Genomic DNA, 18,103 nt, shown 5'->3' on the forward strand with positions numbered 1-18,103 from the left:
AAAACTAATATAATAATTATGTACAGTAATCTTATTAGTTTTCATCATTTTCACCAACCCACATATATCCCATTCCGTAAATAGTTTTAATGTATTTATGATTAGCTGATTTTTTATCTATTTTACTTCTTAATCTATTTATATTTACTGTTAATGCATGTTCTTCTATATATTCGCTCTCATTATCCCATATAGCATCTATTAAAGCTTGTCTTGTTACTATTTCATTTTTACATTGAACTAATTTTTTTAGTATTTTATATTCTATGGGTGATAACACGACACTTATTTTATTTCTAGTTACTAACATTTTTTCAAAGTCAAACTCAAATTCTCCTTCTACTAAACTATCTTTTTTAAGTTCTGTATTACTACAACGCCTAAGTAAAGCTATAACCCTCTGCATTAATATATTTATGCTAAAAGGTTTTGTTATGTAGTCATCAGCTCCTATTTTAAATCCATTAACTATGTCTAATTCCATATCACAAGCAGTTAAAAATAATATACCTATATTTGATCTTTTTCTTAACTCTTTGCAAAAATCAAATCCATTTCCATCTGGCAAATTAACATCTAATATTATTAAATCAATATTATTTTTTTCAAAATTAATTCTTGCATCTGCTAAGTTATATACAGGTATAGTACTAATACCATCGGCCTGCAAATTAAAGCAAATACCATTATTAAGCATTATATCGTCTTCTACTACCATTATAGTATTCATCTATATTTTATCCCCCTAATAAAGCTTTAAATGTTGACGCATATTATTCCCCTGATTTTATGCTATCCCAATACTTTTCAAAAGATTTTTCATTCTTATTTAATCCTGGATTGTAATACTTCCTATTTTTTATAGGGTCAGGTAAATATTGTTGATCTGTATAATTGTTAGGAAAATCATGAGGATATTTATAATCTACTCCTCGTCCTAATTTTTCAGCCCCTGAGTAATGTGCATCTTTTAAATGAAGTGGTATATCCCCTGTTTCTATTGTATCTAAGTCTGCTAAAGCTAAATCTATTGCATTTATAACAGAATTTGATTTAGGACATTGTGCTAAGTAAATTGTAGCTTGTGCAAGGGGTATTCTAGCTTCCGGAAACCCTAGTTGGAGTGCCGATTGAACACAAGCTTCCGTTATAGTTACTGCCTGAGGTACTGCTAATCCCACATCTTCACTAGCTACACAAAGTAACCTTCTAGTTATTCCTTGGATATCGCCAGCTTTTACAAGTCTTGCTAGATAATGTATAGCTCCATCTGCGTCAGACCCTCTAAGTGATTTATGAAATGCAGATAATATAGAATATCCATCATCTCCACCTTTATCAAAATTTAACATCTTCACACTAGAACAATCTACTACATTGTCTAAGGTTATATTTACACAGTTAGATGCTATATCTATTCCCACATTAAAAACTAATTCTAACTTATTTAAAGCACTTCTCATATCTCCATTACAAGTTTGTGCTATGTATTCTAATGCCTTATCTTCCACATTAATACTTTCATATCTATAAATATTTCTAAGTTTATCTACAGACTTTCTTAATCCAATTAATATATCATTTTTAACTATGGGTTTAAATTCAAATATAGAACTTCGGCTTAAAATGGCTTTGTATACTACAAAATAAGGATTATCTGCTGTACTTGCTATTAAAGTTACAGATCCATCTTCAATAACTTCTAGCAGTGACTGTTGTTGCTTTCTATTTAAAGCCTGTATCTCATCAAGCATTAAAATTACACCATTGTACGAGAATAAATCCCTTTTACTACTATCTATGGCATCTTTAATTTCTTTAACTCCACAATTTACAGCATTTAATTTTATATATTTTTTTCCAGTAACATTGGCAATTATATTAGCTAATGTAGTTTTTCCTGTTCCAGGAGGACCGTATAGTATCATATTTGGAATAGTTTTATTTTCAATAAGCTTATTTATGATTTTACCCTTACCAATTATATGTGACTGCCCGACCATATCATCTATTTGTTGTGGTCGTAATTTATCTGCTAATGGTTGCATATGTTCCTCCTATCTAAAATTTATTTTCTAGAATAATATTATACTATAATCATAAATTATCTTCCATCTTAGTATATTTATACTAAACGCAATTATCAAGGAGGAAAAACTTATGCAGTATATGAATATGAACATGAACAATATGCTTGAAAAAGGCCAGTTATCTGTAAATGGGGTTGGTACTGTTAAAGTAAAATCTGATTTAGCAATATTAAAGGTTGGGGTAACTACTTCTAACGAAGATATTCAAGTAGCTCAAGTTGAAAATACAAATATAGTAAACAACATAATAACAAGCTTAAATGATTATAAAATACCTAAAGAAAATATAAATGCAGATGACGTATTTATAAAAAGATTATATGATAGTTCTGGAAATGAAATTGTAGGCTATGAAATAACTACTACAATAAGAATTGAAGTATCTGATATTGAAAATTTAGGAGATATATATTCACTAGCAATAGAAAATGGAGCTAATAGTGAAGTAAACATTTCATTTACATTATCTAATATAAGTCCCCATTATAAAAAAGCTCTGCTTAAAGCAACTCAAGATGCATTAAACAAAGCTACTTTGTTAGGAAAAAACCTTGGTATAAAGCTAAAACCACTACCTGAGAGCATCTATGAAAATAGTACATCTCAATATGCCTTAACACAAAAAAATGTAGCTTACTCAAGTTCTCCATTTTTATCATCTGGAGACTTAGAAGTTTCAGCTCAAGTTACTGTAATTTTCAATACTTACCTGTAAATATATTTTTAAAAAAATGGCACCAATTAACTGGTGCCATACTTTTACTTTATACTATACAATTTTCTATCTGAACGATATAATCTAAGCAATGTTCACAAATAATTATACTAACTATATAACTATCATCTACTTTTCCTGCTCTACTTAACTTATTAAATGATAACCCTTCATAATCTTTGCATATATCACTTATTACATATTTACCATCCTTAGTAAATACATAAAAATGATATTCTAAAAATCCGAAAAACTTTTGTTTTTCCTTAACTCCATTTAAACATTCAGGGCAAGCTTCTTGATAATATTCTAAATCAAAATCTACATCTTCACATTGATTTAAAAGATTTAAAATTTCATCTAACCCAATATCTGCTACAGGTTTTTCTTCATCATTAATCACTGCGCTACAATTAGCTTCACTTAATTCATACTCTTTTTCATTAAATTCAAATTTGTAACTACTCATCATACACCTCTTATCTTTTATTGTATATTCATTGGACTTTCTTCTCGCTTAGCTTTTTCATACTCATCCTTTGTTATATATCCTAATTCTTCCATTTTATATAAAATTATATCTCTTCTTTTCTTAGCCGCATTATAATCTTTAGAATATAATCCAGGATTGTTAGTTATTCCAGCAAGTAATGCACACTCACCTAAATTTAATTCACTAACATCTTTATCAAAGTAAACTTTAGCTCCTTTAGCAACTCCGTATATTCCTCTACCTAGATATATATTATTTAAATAAAGTTCTAATATCTCTCTTTTATTCATATTTTTATCCATTCGCTTGGCGTTATACATATCTCTAAGTTTTCTTTTTATAGTTTGATCCATACTAGTTAAAAGATTTTTAGAAACTTGCATTTCTAATGTACTTCCACCTTGTGTACTTTCTTTGAAAATATTATGAACTACTGATCTTGTAAGCGAGAAATAATCTACACCTTTATGATCAAAGAACCTTTCATCTTCAATAGAAACTACTGCATGTTGTAAATCTGTAGGTATTTTACCTATACTTACATACTCGCTACTTATTGATTTTTCTTTTAAATAAGCATACGTAGGGTCTGGACTGTCTTTAAATATTATGTTCATAAAAGCATTTCCTGCTATAGATCCTACAAATGATATTATAAGTAAAAATATTAGAGATTTTTTTATGAATCCTATAAATTTTTTATTTTTCCTCTTCTTTTTAGCTCTACCATTTTTAACTCTACTTCCTTTGCTCTTGTAGTTATTTTTATTATTATTATTTATTTGTTTATTTTCATTATTATTTACTACTTTTTTAGGAATAGATTGAGTCTTTGATTTCGTATTATTAGAGCTAACTTTCGTTCGTCTTATTTTATTTTTTTCATCATCATAATAACTCATTTTTTACGCTCCTTTTTGAATATATGAGTAATTATACCTTTTTATGCCAAATAAATCAAAGCTAAAAATTCCTTTAATAATTTCTACTTATTTGTATTGTTTTATATTTTCATATTAATTATTTAAAATTTTTTTAAATAATTTTAATTCTATTGGTTAAGTTTCATTTTTTTGGGTATAATACATTTGAATAAATAAGTTTTAAGGAGGTAATTATTATGGCTTACAAAATAAATGATGCTTGCATAAGTTGTGGAGCATGTGAACCTGAGTGTCCAGTTAGTTGTATATCTGCAGGAGATGACAAATATGTTATAGATCCTGATGTATGTATAGAGTGTGGAACTTGCAACAGCGTATGTCCTGTTGATGCTCCTCAACCAGAGTAGTACATAAAAAAAAGAAAAGCAAATTGCTTTTCTTTTTTTATTTTCTAAATTTTTTATTATTTTTTGTCGAATATTGTTGACACTTTTGTCGAATTTTGTTATTATTATTTCAGAAGGTTATTCCCCTGATAACCTTAAAATTTTTACTCCCCAAATAAAATATATTCCCTAATAAACCCCTTTTTATAATATATTTTACCCCTTTAACAGCCTTACTTTGATCGGTATGAAAGTAAGGCTATTATTTTTTTCACTTCCTTAAATGCATCTGATTTTTTCTCAACATAATCATAAGAATATCCTTTATATACACTATATTTCCTAGTTTCTTTATTAATTCTAGCAGTTTTTATATTCCAATATTCTTCATCCTTACTAACTATAATTTGAGTCATAGTATTATCATTATTTTTCCTTATAAAATAATATAGGTTATCTCCTAATTCACATTTCCAATCTAAATTTTCATTAATCGACTTTATATCTTCAATTATTTCAGAAACACTTTGATACCTTTCTTCTGGATTAACACTTATACATTTTTCTATTATCATTGCCATATCTTTTGGTATATGTGGCAAATATTTATTTCTTATTGGAAACTTTCCACAAGCAGATGCTACTTTTACCATGTTTATATCTTTATATTTTTTTAATTGAGTATTATATTCTAAGTTTCCATTGCACATTCTATATAAAGTTGTACCTATTTGATATATATCAACTTTATTGGTTATTGTAGTGCTTTTGCATTGTTCTGGTGCTATATGCTTATAATATACATTTCTTAATTTTCCAACCCCATCTTTATTTAAATATACAGCAGATCCAAAGTCTGTTAATACAGCTTTATTTTCATTGTTTATTAAAATATTATTAGGCTTAATATCACAATGTGCTATCCCGATATTGTGTATGTGTTCAACAGCTGATAAAAAATCTAATGCATAATTTTTTATTTCTTCTATTGTTAAGTTTTTAGTTTCTAATAAATGATATAATGATCCATTTTTGTAATAAGGCATAGTTATATATATATTTTCATCATCATAAGATACATGATTTATTTTTATTATATTTGAATGATTTGATTTGCAAATTTTTTTAGGTTCTTCAAAACATTTATCAGGATTTTTAAAAGACGTTTTTTTAATCTTTTTTAATATAAATTTTCTTCCCATTTGTACATCTTCAACTAAATATAATTTAGAGTTGACCCCTTCTGATTTTAAAGGTTTTATTATTTTTAAATCTATATTAGTACTTAGATCCATAGTATAGTATCACCACCTAAAAGTACTGCTCTAATATCCCCCATAACTGTCACTCCTAACTCTGCTTTTTTATGACTTATATATACTATGATTTTTAATTATAAATAAACACACAAATTAAAAAAGAATAGCTCAAAATAACCATAGCATGATAAAAGTATTTATCATGCTATGGTTATTTTAATTATTATCATATGTTATTTATTCAATTTTAAAAACAGTTTAGCCGTAGCTAATGTGTCACTATCTGCTCTATGTGCATTTTTATTTTCTATATTATAATATTCACATGCAGTTTCTAATTTTTTATTTTTACCTTTATATTCTTTATTTTGCTTTAACAATTCTAGTGTACATATATGATTATTTATAGGTTCTAATCCCATTTCATCTAAGTAGTAATTTAAAAACTTTAAATCAAATTTAGCATTGTGAGCAATTACTGTTTTATTTCCTACATATTCTCTAAATTTAGGTAAAACTTCATCCAAGCTTTTTTCATTTTGTACCATATCATTACTAATATTAGTTATATCCGTTATAAATTTAGGAATTATTCCTTCTGGTTTAATTAATCTTGAATAATTTCTTCCTATTTCATTATTTTTTATTTCAGTTACTCCTATTTCTATAATTTCACAACCTTTATATGGATCAAGGCCTGTTGTTTCTAAGTCTACTACTATATATTCTTCCTGCATAATTTGCTCCTTTCTCTTATCCAATTATAAATACAATATATATAATTATAGCAAATAAAAAAGCAATGGTAATATGAAATTTACCATTGCCTTAAAATACTAGTTTAAATATGCCATAGGATTTGTGTGGTTACCATTTATTCTTATTTCAAAATGAGTATGTGGTCCTGTTGACATTCCAGTTGATCCTATTTTTGCTACAACTTGTCCTTTTTGAACTTGTTGTCCTTCGCTAACTAAGTTTGCTGAGTTATGACCCATTAATGATACTTTTCCATCAGGATGTTTTATCATAACAACATTTCCATATCCATTTTGAACCCCTGAGAATATAACAACCCCATTATCAATAGCAACTATTGGTGTTCCACTTGGTGCAGGTATATCAATTCCTGTATGCATTTTTTGAGTTCCTAATATAGGATGTGTTCTATATCCATACGGAGAACTTATTCTCGTATGTCCAGGAACTGGCCAAGATCCACTACTTATTATTGCCCCTGGAGCTGTAGTTCCTGCATCCATAGCTAACTGAGATATTTGCCCTTCCATACTATTTTCTTCTTCTTCTAATTTGTTTTTCAATCCTTGAACTTCATCTTTTTTAGCTTGAACTTCATTCGTTTTTGTTATAACACTTTCTTGATCTTTTTTAAGAGTTTCTGCTAATAATTGACTTTCTTCTTTCTTTTTATTTAGTTCTTCTTTTTTCTTATCTAATTCAGTTTTATCTGTATCCAACTCTTTGATAATTTCTTTATCATATTCTACAACTTGCTTTACTAAATATACATTATTTAAAAAATCAGATATAGAATCACTATCTAAAAGGACTTTTATGTAACTCATTGAGTAATTGTTATTTATTGCTTTTAATCTTTCTCCTAATTTTTCCTCATTACTTGATATCTTTTTAGTTATCTCATTAATTTCATTTTCAGTTAAGCTTATATCACTTTTTAAAGCTTCTAGCTTTTGATTAGCTTCTCCTACTTGTGAGTTAATTTTATCCATCTCTAAACTTAACTTTTCAACTTCCGAATCTAGATATTTGATTTTATCTCCTAATTCAGTCTGCTGTTGTCTATTTTGTTTAAGTTTTTCATCTAACTCTTCTTTTTTAGGCTCTGCGTAACTAAGTCCTGTGCTTAGAAACAAAAGAGCAGCTAAGGTTAAAGCTACTTTTTTCATACTCAAATTCCCCCGTTATATTATACTTTTAAGTGTTTTCTAAGTGATACTGCACTTCCTATAATTCCTATTAAAGTGCCTGCTAATAAAAATACTATAGCTAATGTTATTCCTATATTTTGAGTAGGTATTAAAACATTACCTGATGCTATAAAAGTTAAATTTTCTCCCATATTATCATATACATATCCATACATAAAAACTGATACTACAGTTGATATTAACGCTCCAATTATACCTATTGCAAATCCTTCTATTAAAAACGGTGCTCTTATAAATCCTTTGCTCGCACCTACATATCTCATAATTTTAACTTCTTCTTTTTTACTATACACTCTAGCTCTTATAGTATTTGATATCATAAATAAACAAACTACAAATAAGCAAATTATAACTACACTTCCAACTTTTTTGATAGTACTTGATAAACTTAAGAAGTTTTTCATTATATCTTGATAATAGTTAACTTCTGTCACACCGTTTATGCTAGATATTTGATTAGATATTTTTACAATATCTTTTGAGTTATCTATCGTTACTCTAAAATAATCATCTAATGGATTTTTCATACCATCTAAAAGATGAGCATCTTTTCCCCAACTAGACTTCATTTCATTAAAAGCTTCTTCTTTAGTTTCAAATTTTACTGATTTAATTCCATCAATTGATTTTATTTTATTTTGTATTGAGTCTTTATCAGATGAAACTAAATTATTAGGTATAGTAACTCTTATTTCGTTTACTTCATCTTTTGTATTTTCTATAAATTGATTGGCATTTAAAACTATAGAAATTACTATCCCAAGTATTATTAAAGATGCACTAACAGAACCTATAGATATAAAACTCATTGTTTTATTACTTAAAATTCCTTTTAAGCCTTGTTTTATATTATATAAAATACTAGATATCAGTTTCATAGTCTTCTCCTTTTGTATCACTTACAACTTGTCCATTTTTAAGTTCTATAGTTCTTTTTTCAAACATTTTTAGTAGCTCGGTATCGTGAGTTGCCATTATAATAGTTGTTCCATTTTGATTTATTTTATTTAAGATTTTAATTATTTCTATAGAATTGTGTAAGTCTAAATTTCCCGTACATTCATCAGCTATAACTATAGATGGTTTATTTACTATAGCCCTAGCTATAGCAACCCTTTGACATTCTCCACCAGATAATTGTGATGGATATCTATTTGCTTTATCTAATAATCCTACTTGTTCTAAAACCTCTAAAACCCTAGGCTTTATTTTCTTTGGATTAGTTCCTATGACCCTCATAGCAAGCTCTACATTTTCATAAGACGTCTTATCTTTTAATAATTTATAGTCTTGAAATATAACTCCTATTTTTCTTCTTAGTAAATGTATATTATTATTTTTTATCTTACTAATATCAGACCCTAATACTGTTAATCTTCCAGAAGATACTTTTTCTTCTCTTAATAATAACTTTAACATTGTAGATTTACCCGCACCTGAGTGTCCTACTAAAAATACAAACTCACCTTGTTGTATTCCTAAATTTACATCTGACAATGATTTTTGTCCACCTTTATAAACTTTATCTACTTTAGTAAACTTTATCATAACAAGCCTCCTTCTTTTGTATTTTATAAATTTTTTCGCTCTTTTTGTCTATATATAAAAATATTATAGCATTTATGTTACAAAATTGTAACCTTTTGTTAGAATTAGCTTATGCTTTACTTAAATCCTTTTTTTGGTAATTTAGGTCTCTCTAAAAATACAAGCCCATTTCCCTGCATATTTCTATCATAATTTAAATCTATAGTAAACTTAATAAGTTGTGCATATATCTCAGGTTCACTTAATGATCGCTTAAATTCAGTACTTGAATAATTTTTAATAAGAGCCAAAGCTCCACTAACATGAGGTGCAGCCATACTAGTTCCATCTAAAACAGCATAAGAATTATCTTTAAACGTGGATAAAATTCCAACTCCAGGTGCCATAACATCCACTAAATTATTACTATTTGAAAAATAAGCAGGCTTAGCCTTATCATCTACAGCACCTACTGAAATAACTTCACTATAAGAAGCAGGATAAGAAAATTCATTAGTTGAACCGCTATTATCTCCATCATTTCCAGCTGCACAAACTACAAGTATATTATTATTAACAGCTTTTCTAATAGACTTATGAAGATTTTCATCATCTAAATATCCACCTAAAGACATACTTACAACATCCACCTTTTGATTTATAGCATAATTAAGAGCATTAATTATCCACTTATACTCACCCTCACCATTTCTATCTAAAGCTTTTAAAATCATCAAATTACAGCTAGGCGCCACACTCAAAACAATACCTGCCACATGAGTTCCATGTCCTACATAATCATTAACTAAATCCTTATTTGAATTATTATCCTTTGTAAAGTTTCTAGTATGAAAAATATTATCCTTAAGCGCACTATGATTCACATCACAACCAGTATCTATAATAGCAACAGTTACTCCCTTACCTCCACTAGACTTTGGCCACAGCTTATCAGCTTTAATCATCTTCGCTCCATATGAACTAACCTTACTCTCTCTACTAACCTCATTAACTTTATACGGCAATAACTTCATTTTATACATAAAACAACCCCCAAATAATAATCTTTCTACTGAATTATATACATTTCCAATCAATATTGTGATACATCCTCCAATTCAAATCATTTCACAAAAAATATAATCAATATATATATTACAATCTCTTAGCAAAATAAAAAGCACATTGTAATAACTATAAAAGTTATTACAATGTGCTTTTTGCTCTTACTCCCTTAGTAAAAAGTGTTCTCTTATATGGCGCAGTGATTATTATATGGAGTTTCCAAAGCGTTTAAGACCACGCCTTCCCGGTCTTACAGCGAAGGAAATCTATATAATAATCACAAGCACCATACAGAGAACACTTTTTCATCTACTTCTTATCAGAAAGTATTTCTTTTATTGCTCCTATACTTCCAAGTAAACCTTGAGCTTCATAAGGTATAAACACCTTATTATCACCCTTAGCCATTTCACTTAAAGCCTCTACATACTTAACAGATAACATAGCCTCATCTATATTAGCATCCTTAAGTGCATCATAAACCATTTTAACTCTAGTCGCTTCGGCATCTGCAATCTTTTTAATAGCTTCAGCTTCCCCTTCAGAAGTTCTTATTTGAGACTCTTTCTTTGCCTCCGCATGAAGGATAGCAGTTTGTTTTTCACCTTCAGCTTTTAATATTTGTGATTCCTTAAGCCCTTGAGCTTCAGTTATAGAAGCTTGTTTTTTACCTTCTGCTTGAAGAATTACAGCACGCTTTTCTCTCTCTGCTCTCATTTGCTTTTCCATAGCTTCTTTTATATCTCCAGGAAGATCTATATTCTTAATCTCGACTCTCTCTACTCTAACTCCCCATTTATCAGTAGCTTCATCAAGTATAATTCTTAATTTATTGTTTACATCATCTCTTGAAGATAATGTTCTATCTAATTCCATTGTACCTATAACATCTCTTAGTGTTGTTGTTGTTAAATATCTTATTGCTTGAACTAAATTTGCTATTTCATAAGTTGCTTTGAATGAATCTGTTATTTGATAATACACTACAGTGTCTATTGACATCGTAACGTTATCCTTAGTTATAACAGGCTGTGGTGGCGAATCTATAACTTGAGTTCTAAGGTCAATCTTTTTAACAACCCTATCTAGTATAGGTACTACTATATTAAGCCCTGATTCACATGTCTTTCTATACTTACCTAATCTTTCTACTATAATAACCTCTGATTGTTTTACTATTTTAATAGTAGATATAGCTAATACTATAACTAAAACTATTAACACAGTGAAAAATATTGTTGAAAACATATTAAAATCTACCTCCCCTTAAATTTTTCTTACTACTAATTTAACTCCATCTATATTTTCTACTAAAACATTAGTATCTTTAGGTATATATCCTGAATTAAATGAAGTTGCACTCCATGTATCACCTTCTACTTTTACTAATCCCATATCATCTTTAGTGATATCTTTAATTACAACTCCAACTTTTCCAATTAAAGCATTTGTAGTAGATGGTTTCACTTCTTTGTTAACTTCAAAGTATCTTTGTAATATTTTTCTACCAAAGATTACTCCTATTCCTGAAAATATACACATTACTACTATTTGTGTTCCTAGTGATGGAACTACCAATGAAACTAAACTTGCTATGAAACATCCAATAGCAAAAAATACAGATACAAAACTAACTGTACTAGCTTCAACTATAAGTAATATTATCCCTATTATAATCCACGTTAAAAACATAACATCTCCTCCTTAAATATAATATATATGATTTAAAATATTTTTGTATATTAATATATGCTTTGTAGCTTTATTGTAACTACTTAGAAAATTCAAAAATGTCTTTTATAATAGATTTTTCCTCTTCACTTATGTCTACATTATGGATTTCATATTCCTCTCCATTTGTTTTTATATGAGTTCCACTTATTATTCTATTGTCATTTATAATAACCTCTATTCTTGAACCATCTTCCAAATAATAAGTTCCAACACCTTGCTTATTATTTTCACTCCATTCACCTATATATCTATATACTTCACATGTATACGTTCCAATACCACATCTTAACCCATTTACATATTCCCCTTCATAAATAGACTTATCTTTATACAAATATATGCCTTTACCTTCAAATAAATCATCTTTAAAATCGCCTTTATAAACTTCTCCATTCCTATATTTTAATATTCCATATCCTTTTTTATATCCATATTTAAATTCACCTTCGTATATATCTCCATCTTTACTTGTATATAATCCGTGTCCATTATATACATTATTCTTAAACTCCCCAACATACTTACTACCACAAGAATAAGTATAACTACCCTTACCATGTAACTTATCCGCTTTATACTCACCTTCATATACATCTCCATCTATTGATGTATATCTACCTTTACCTTCTTTTAAGTTATCTTTAAAATTACCTAAGAACTTATCTCCATTATTATAACTTATCACTCCTTTACCATTTCTAATACCTTGTTTAAATTCTCCTTTATATATATGCTTATTAGGAAAAGTATATATACCAACACCTTCAATAATTCCAAACTTAAAATCCCCACTATAAGTACTTCCATCTGTATAAATATATTTCCCAATACTATGCATTACATCTTCTTTCCACAGTCCTTCATATCTACTTTTATCTGCAAATACACAAATTCCAAATCCACTTCTTTTTCCCTCTTTTAATTCACCTTTGTACATATCTCCATTATCATATTTTATAATTTCATACTTCTCCTCTGTCTCTTTTTTTTGTTTAAATGTATTTACATTCGGTCTAATACTCGTTTTATTATCTTGATTAAAACTTGCACTATCTCGTCTCATCAGTGGAGTCCCCTTAGTTGTTGTATACATATTTATAAATCGTTTTTGTTTTCCTCTTTTTAACTCTACAACTAAAAACATTATCTTAAAGCCTATAAAAATTGATGATAAAATAATAAATATTAAAAATACAATTTCAAAATATGATTTAATATCTTCCATACAAATTCCTCCCATATATACTTATACTATAAATTTATATATGCAAGTCCCAAAAAATGAATTTTATCATACGACATTTTACACACTTTAAATAAAAAAAGACTATCTTAAATCAAAATTTAATTAAATAATATATATTATTTATATAAATTTCATTTGAGATAGTCTTTTTTCTATATTTGAATAATTACAGTCTAGCCTCTTATTTCTGCTGCTGTTACTATTTTATGATTTCTAAATATATAACTTCCTGCAAATCCTACTATAGTACTTAAAACAGCACATATAGCCATGCATATTAAAACTTCTTTTGCTGGGTTAAATGCAAACATAACTGGAAGTCCTGCTGATGGTGCTGCTGTTCCTGGTGCATTGTTTACAAGTCCCATAATTGAAACTACTATACCCCCAAATGCTCCACTTATAAAGTTTGTTACATATATTGGAATTGGGTTTGCTGAAATTATATCTGCTTGAGTTAATGGTTCTATTACTACAGATATAGTATCTCTAGTATCTCCAAATTTTAATTTTTTGAATAAAATAAAGTTTGCAAATGATGTTGCTGATATTGGTAATGAAGCTATTGCCATAGGTACTCCTGTTAATCCTAACATCGCTGTAAGTGCCATAGAACTTAATGGAGATGTTGATATTAATGTAAAGAATCCACCTATTATAACTCCCATTACTATTGGACTTGCATCTGTAGAACCAGCTATTATATCTCCTATAGCTAATAAAGTACTATTTACAACAGGTTCTAGCGTTACACCTATAAATCTTGTTGCAGGTGCCATTAGTATAACTACTACTAATAAATCTATTCCTGGAGGTACCTTTTCTTCTACATATTTAACAACAAATGACATTAAGTATCCAGCTATAAATCCTGGTAGTATTCCTAATCCGGAACATGTTATTCCTAGTAACATTGAATATACTGGTGAAACTCCTAAAGCTAACATGACTAACGAAGCTGCAGCTAAACCACCTAAGCCTCCACTTATTGATCCTAGCTCGCTAAGAAATGGTATTCCTATTGTGTTTCCTAAAAGTGAGAATTGTATCGCTTCGACTAAAAATGTAGCACATGCTGCACTTGCTAATGCTCCCATCGCTTTCATACCATATGGTGCTTTGTAACTAAATATTGAAAATGCAGCTAACACCATTAGTAGTAATACTGTTCCTTTTAAAACTTCGATCATTTTTAAAGCCCCCTCTTGTCTTCTTCAAGTAGCAAAACGTTTGCTTTCTTTTATTATAGACTATTTTGTCACATTCGCGCAATAATTTTCTAAATATTTACATTATATCTAATATTTTTTATACGCATAAAAACTAACCAGCTATGCCTCAAAGTGGCTTAATAGCTGGCTTCCATTATTTTACAAATTTCTACATTTGCATACTCTAAATCTTCTTCAAATAAGTCTATAATTTTAATTAATTCTTGTTTATATTGTTCTAAACTTAACTTATAATATGATAAATCATCTATTAAATCCATCATATCTAAGTACGCACTTTCAAGTAAATAAAAATAACCATCATCTATATCTATAAGATTGTTAAAGGTAGATAATTTTTTATGTATATCTTTTATATCTTCAATATTGTGTATATCTATATCAATTATAGATTCTAAATATAATTTAAATGTTTTAATTACTTCTAAAGAAATTTCTTCTGTATGCTTTATTTCATATTTCCTATGAACACTATTTTTATATTCTTCAAATTTCCATTCTAGATTCTTATTTATTTCTATAAATGGATTTTTCACAACGTCCTTTATAATTAATAAATCTCTAATCTGTTTATTAGAAGATAAGGTATTGTCTAGTATTAATAGATTATATGCATCTGCTAAAGGATCATGGGCATCTCCATCAAATTCAACATTTGAACACTCTAATAAATTTTTCAATGATACATAATTAATACATCTAATTCCTTCTTTTAGATATTGTTTTTTTATATCTATAAATAAATCTTTTATATTATTTACAAACCTTGGGTGATTATTTTTTTGCGCACTTCGCCTATCTGTATTAGCAAAACAAGTTAAATCTAAGTTTCCAAATGTGTAAATCCCCTCTATCTCCGAAAACTTTCCCAACCACTTTTTAAAGTCCCGCATAACATCTTCATATACAGGTGCATCAATAATAGCTTCGTTAGTTATTTTTGTAAGTTCCTCTATATGAGGGTATATATCAATATTGCTAACTGGCTTTATCAAAGATTTAAAACTTGAAATATTTTTACTTATGGTGTCATATTTTACAGCTCCAATAGCAATAATATCAGCATTATTTATATCTCTTCCATATTTAGAATTTGACATATTCATCTCAAAGTCTACATATATTTTTTTCATCCCCTTCATCCTTTCTAACACTTTAAAACATATATATTTTACTCCGTCAAAATGTATTATAGTATCATTTTATAATACATTTTTATTAATATCAATTAAAAGAAAAAGGATGTACTATGTACATCCTACTCAAATCTTTCTAGGAATGAATGTTTGACTCCATCCTGTTGCCAGCCTAATACTGAATCCATATTTACATTTTCCGCTGCTTTAAATATAGACTTTTCAACATCTTTAAAGTTATCGCCTAAATTCTTTATAAGATCTTTTATCTCATATCTTTTATTTCCAGTCTTTTTCGCCGCTACCATACAAGCACAGTTAAGTGGCCATATACCACTATTTTGTATAAATCTTATAATATGTTCTTCTCTTATATAATATAATGGTCTTATTATTTGTATTCCATCAAAGTTAGTAGAATGAAGTTTTGGAAGCATTGTTTTAAAGTTTCCAGCACATAATAAGTTTAACATTGTAGTTTCGATAACATCATCATAATGATGTCCTAATGCTAACTTGTTACATCCCAACTCTTCCGCTTTTGAATATAATGCTCCTCTTCTCATTCTTGCGCACATATAACAAGGATAATCCTTTGCTATTTCATCTGCTATTTCAAATATTTTTGAATCAAATAAATGTATAGGTATGTCTAAATACTCACAGTTATCTACTAATAACTGTCTTATATCTTTATGATATCCCGGATCCATAGCTATAAATTCTACTTCAAAGTTTATTTGGCTATGTCTTTTTAGTTCTTGGAACATTTTAGCCATAAGTAAACTATCTTTTCCTCCAGATATAGCTATGGCAATTTTATCGCCTTCTTCTACTAAATTATAAGCTTTAATTGCTTTAATAAACTTAGACCATAAGTTTTTTCTATATCTTTTTACAATACTTCTTTCAATATCTTTAAGTGGCTGTCTTTCATCAAAAGGAACTATAATTTCACAGCCTTTTCCTGCTAATTCGCTCATTAAATCACCTCGTTTTTTTGTGAACATGCAACTTATTTTATCATAAAGCCTAATATTAGTTCAAGATATTCATACCTTATATCTAATTATTTCCCAGAAAATCTTTTTCTTATGTTATTTTATCTAAATTTCTACTTTAATAGCCTTTTTACTTTTTTAAATTTTAATGTAACTATTTAGCTATATATGAATATTATGCTATTAGATACAGTTAATATGAGTTTTATTATCTGTATTTAACAATAAAGTTATTTTGACTGGAGGAATTTTTTGTGAATGATAGAGATGCAAAAAGGAATTGTGGAGATTCTTTGGCTAGACCTTATGTTAATGATCAACAATTTAAGAAAATGTATAATTTGTCAAAGGCATTAGAATATGGAACAATCTTTCCTGAGTTAAATCTTTGGGATTCTACTATGTATAATAAAGATTTATATAGATATACAAAAAGAACAAATGGAGGTAAAAGATAATGCTTACAAGAGCTGACATGCTAACAACTATAGAAGAACTTTGTTTTGCTTGTCTAGATATGAATTTGTACTTAGACAACCATACAGAAGACCAAAATGCTATAAAAACTTATAATAAACTTTGTGCAGACCTTGCTAAAGCTAGAATAGAATATGAAAAAAAATATGGACCTTTAAATAATTTTGGTTATTCTCCAAGTAAAGACCCATTTCAATGGGTAGCTAGTCCTTGGCCTTGGGAAAATAAATTTTATGAAATGTAAATAGGGGGAATTTTTATGTGGATATATCAAAAAACTCTACAACATCCTGTAAATCTTAAATCTAAAGATTTACAGATGGCTAAATACTTAATAACTCAATTTGGTGGACCTAATGGAGAATTAGGCGCTGCTGTAAGATATTTATCTCAACGCTTTACTATGCCTACAGGAAAGTCTAAAGCACTTTTAACAGATATAGGTACTGAAGAATTAGCTCACGTTGAAATGATTGCTACTATGGTTTATCAACTTACTCAAGATGCAACTCCAGAGGAGTTAAGAAAAGCAGGTCTTGGTGCCAACTATGCACAAAATGGATTTGGAATTTTCCCATCAGATGCTAATGGTGTTCCTTTTTCTACTTCTACAATAGCTGTTATGGGAAATCCTGTAACTAATCTTCATGAAGATATGGCTGCCGAACAAAAAGCTTTAGCAACTTACTATCAATTAACAAACTTAACTGATGATGTAGATTTGAGAAATGTACTTCGTTTCTTAGGTGAAAGAGAAATAATTCACTATCAGAGATTCGGAGAAGCTTTAATGGATGTATATGAATATCAAGAAAGTAAACAAAGATTTTAATTTATATAATAAAAAACTCAAGTAGCTTCTATATAACAATTATAGAAGCTACTTGA

The 18,103-nt window shown here is 28.3% G+C and carries 21 protein-coding genes; 5 read left to right on the top strand and 16 right to left on the bottom strand.

Annotation, left to right across the window (positions count from 1 at the left end; translation table 11 throughout):
* Window positions 1-34 precede the first annotated feature (34 nt).
* Window positions 35-730, bottom strand: a complete 696-nt coding sequence (locus ACRCYC_RS13250; protein WP_438619609.1) for a response regulator transcription factor — start codon at window positions 728-730, stop codon at window positions 35-37.
* Between the two features lie 43 nt (window positions 731-773).
* Window positions 774-2,048, bottom strand: coding sequence for a replication-associated recombination protein A (locus tag ACRCYC_RS13255; protein ID WP_438619610.1), 1,275 nt, complete (start codon window positions 2,046-2,048; stop codon window positions 774-776).
* Between the two features lie 112 nt (window positions 2,049-2,160).
* Between ACRCYC_RS13255 and ACRCYC_RS13260 the strand changes: the two genes are divergently transcribed.
* Entirely contained in the window at window positions 2,161-2,805 is a 645-nt protein-coding gene (locus tag ACRCYC_RS13260; protein WP_438619611.1) for an SIMPL domain-containing protein, read from the top strand.
* 49 nt (window positions 2,806-2,854) lie between these two features.
* On the opposite strand, the gene ACRCYC_RS13265 is transcribed toward ACRCYC_RS13260, so the two are convergent.
* Together ACRCYC_RS13265 and ACRCYC_RS13270 are read right to left on the bottom strand one after the other, a co-directional pair.
* On the bottom strand, window positions 2,855-3,274 hold the full coding sequence (locus ACRCYC_RS13265) for a DUF3785 family protein (RefSeq protein ID WP_438619612.1): 420 nt from the start codon (window positions 3,272-3,274) through the stop codon (window positions 2,855-2,857).
* A gap of 17 nt (window positions 3,275-3,291) precedes the next feature.
* Window positions 3,292-4,200, bottom strand: coding sequence for a transglycosylase domain-containing protein (locus ACRCYC_RS13270; protein WP_438619613.1), 909 nt, complete (start codon window positions 4,198-4,200; stop codon window positions 3,292-3,294).
* A 218-nt stretch (window positions 4,201-4,418) separates the two neighbouring features.
* On the opposite strand from ACRCYC_RS13270, the gene ACRCYC_RS13275 reads away from it, so the two are divergent.
* The gene (locus tag ACRCYC_RS13275; RefSeq protein WP_021429849.1) at window positions 4,419-4,589 is read left to right on the top strand and encodes a 4Fe-4S binding protein; all 171 of its coding nucleotides are present in this window, start codon (window positions 4,419-4,421) and stop codon (window positions 4,587-4,589) included.
* Between the two features lie 212 nt (window positions 4,590-4,801).
* Here the strand turns inward: ACRCYC_RS13275 and ACRCYC_RS13280 are convergent, their stop codons facing one another.
* The 12 genes from ACRCYC_RS13280 to ACRCYC_RS13335 form a co-directional block, all read right to left on the bottom strand.
* On the bottom strand, window positions 4,802-5,863 hold the full coding sequence (locus ACRCYC_RS13280) for a serine/threonine-protein kinase (protein WP_438619614.1): 1,062 nt from the start codon (window positions 5,861-5,863) through the stop codon (window positions 4,802-4,804).
* Between the two features lie 197 nt (window positions 5,864-6,060).
* On the bottom strand, window positions 6,061-6,564 hold the full coding sequence (locus ACRCYC_RS13285; RefSeq protein WP_438619615.1) for a 3'-5' exonuclease: 504 nt from the start codon (window positions 6,562-6,564) through the stop codon (window positions 6,061-6,063).
* Between the two features lie 99 nt (window positions 6,565-6,663).
* Window positions 6,664-7,755 carry a murein hydrolase activator EnvC family protein gene (locus ACRCYC_RS13290; protein WP_438619616.1) on the bottom strand — a complete coding sequence of 364 codons (1,092 nt, stop codon included), beginning with the start codon at window positions 7,753-7,755 and terminating at the stop codon, window positions 6,664-6,666.
* 20 nt (window positions 7,756-7,775) lie between these two features.
* Window positions 7,776-8,675, bottom strand: coding sequence for a permease-like cell division protein FtsX (gene ftsX / locus ACRCYC_RS13295; protein ID WP_438619617.1), 900 nt, complete (start codon window positions 8,673-8,675; stop codon window positions 7,776-7,778).
* Window positions 8,659-9,345, bottom strand: a complete 687-nt coding sequence (gene ftsE / locus ACRCYC_RS13300) for a cell division ATP-binding protein FtsE (RefSeq protein ID WP_438619618.1) — start codon at window positions 9,343-9,345, stop codon at window positions 8,659-8,661. Before ftsE ends, ftsX begins: the two co-directional genes overlap by 17 nt.
* 116 nt (window positions 9,346-9,461) lie before the next feature.
* On the bottom strand, window positions 9,462-10,367 hold the full coding sequence (locus ACRCYC_RS13305) for a S8 family peptidase (RefSeq protein ID WP_438619619.1): 906 nt from the start codon (window positions 10,365-10,367) through the stop codon (window positions 9,462-9,464).
* 331 nt (window positions 10,368-10,698) lie between these two features.
* On the bottom strand, window positions 10,699-11,637 hold the full coding sequence (locus ACRCYC_RS13310; RefSeq protein WP_438619620.1) for an SPFH domain-containing protein: 939 nt from the start codon (window positions 11,635-11,637) through the stop codon (window positions 10,699-10,701).
* Window positions 11,638-11,655: 18 nt separating this feature from the next.
* Window positions 11,656-12,081 carry an NfeD family protein gene (locus ACRCYC_RS13315; protein WP_438619621.1) on the bottom strand — a complete coding sequence of 142 codons (426 nt, stop codon included), beginning with the start codon at window positions 12,079-12,081 and terminating at the stop codon, window positions 11,656-11,658.
* Between the two features lie 79 nt (window positions 12,082-12,160).
* On the bottom strand, window positions 12,161-13,348 hold the full coding sequence (locus ACRCYC_RS13320) for an MORN repeat-containing protein (protein ID WP_438619622.1): 1,188 nt from the start codon (window positions 13,346-13,348) through the stop codon (window positions 12,161-12,163).
* A gap of 194 nt (window positions 13,349-13,542) precedes the next feature.
* A complete protein-coding gene (locus ACRCYC_RS13325; protein ID WP_438619623.1) occupies window positions 13,543-14,559 on the bottom strand; it encodes a PTS sugar transporter subunit IIC in 1,017 nt (338 codons plus the stop codon).
* 158 nt (window positions 14,560-14,717) lie between these two features.
* Window positions 14,718-15,734, bottom strand: coding sequence for an exonuclease domain-containing protein (locus tag ACRCYC_RS13330; RefSeq protein WP_438619624.1), 1,017 nt, complete (start codon window positions 15,732-15,734; stop codon window positions 14,718-14,720).
* Between the two features lie 125 nt (window positions 15,735-15,859).
* Window positions 15,860-16,720, bottom strand: a complete 861-nt coding sequence (locus ACRCYC_RS13335) for a tRNA 2-thiocytidine biosynthesis TtcA family protein (protein ID WP_438619625.1) — start codon at window positions 16,718-16,720, stop codon at window positions 15,860-15,862.
* Window positions 16,721-16,992: 272 nt separating this feature from the next.
* Here ACRCYC_RS13335 and ACRCYC_RS13340 point away from each other — a divergent pair, with 272 nt between their 5' ends.
* The 3 genes from ACRCYC_RS13340 to ACRCYC_RS13350 are packed head-to-tail and all read left to right on the top strand — an operon-like array spanning window position 16,993 to window position 18,047.
* Window positions 16,993-17,196: a spore coat associated protein CotJA gene (locus ACRCYC_RS13340; RefSeq protein WP_438619626.1), complete on the top strand. Its 204-nt coding sequence runs from the start codon at window positions 16,993-16,995 to the stop codon at window positions 17,194-17,196.
* Window positions 17,196-17,459: a spore coat protein CotJB gene (locus ACRCYC_RS13345; RefSeq protein WP_438619627.1), complete on the top strand. Its 264-nt coding sequence runs from the start codon at window positions 17,196-17,198 to the stop codon at window positions 17,457-17,459. Before ACRCYC_RS13340 ends, ACRCYC_RS13345 begins: the two co-directional genes overlap by 1 nt.
* Before the next feature lie 15 nt (window positions 17,460-17,474).
* Window positions 17,475-18,047, top strand: a complete 573-nt coding sequence (locus ACRCYC_RS13350) for a manganese catalase family protein (protein WP_438619628.1) — start codon at window positions 17,475-17,477, stop codon at window positions 18,045-18,047.
* Window positions 18,048-18,103 lie beyond the last annotated feature (56 nt).

The sequence above is a fragment of the Paraclostridium sp. genome (genome assembly GCF_051657365.1).
Classification (GTDB): Bacteria; Bacillota; Clostridia; order Peptostreptococcales; family Peptostreptococcaceae; genus Paraclostridium.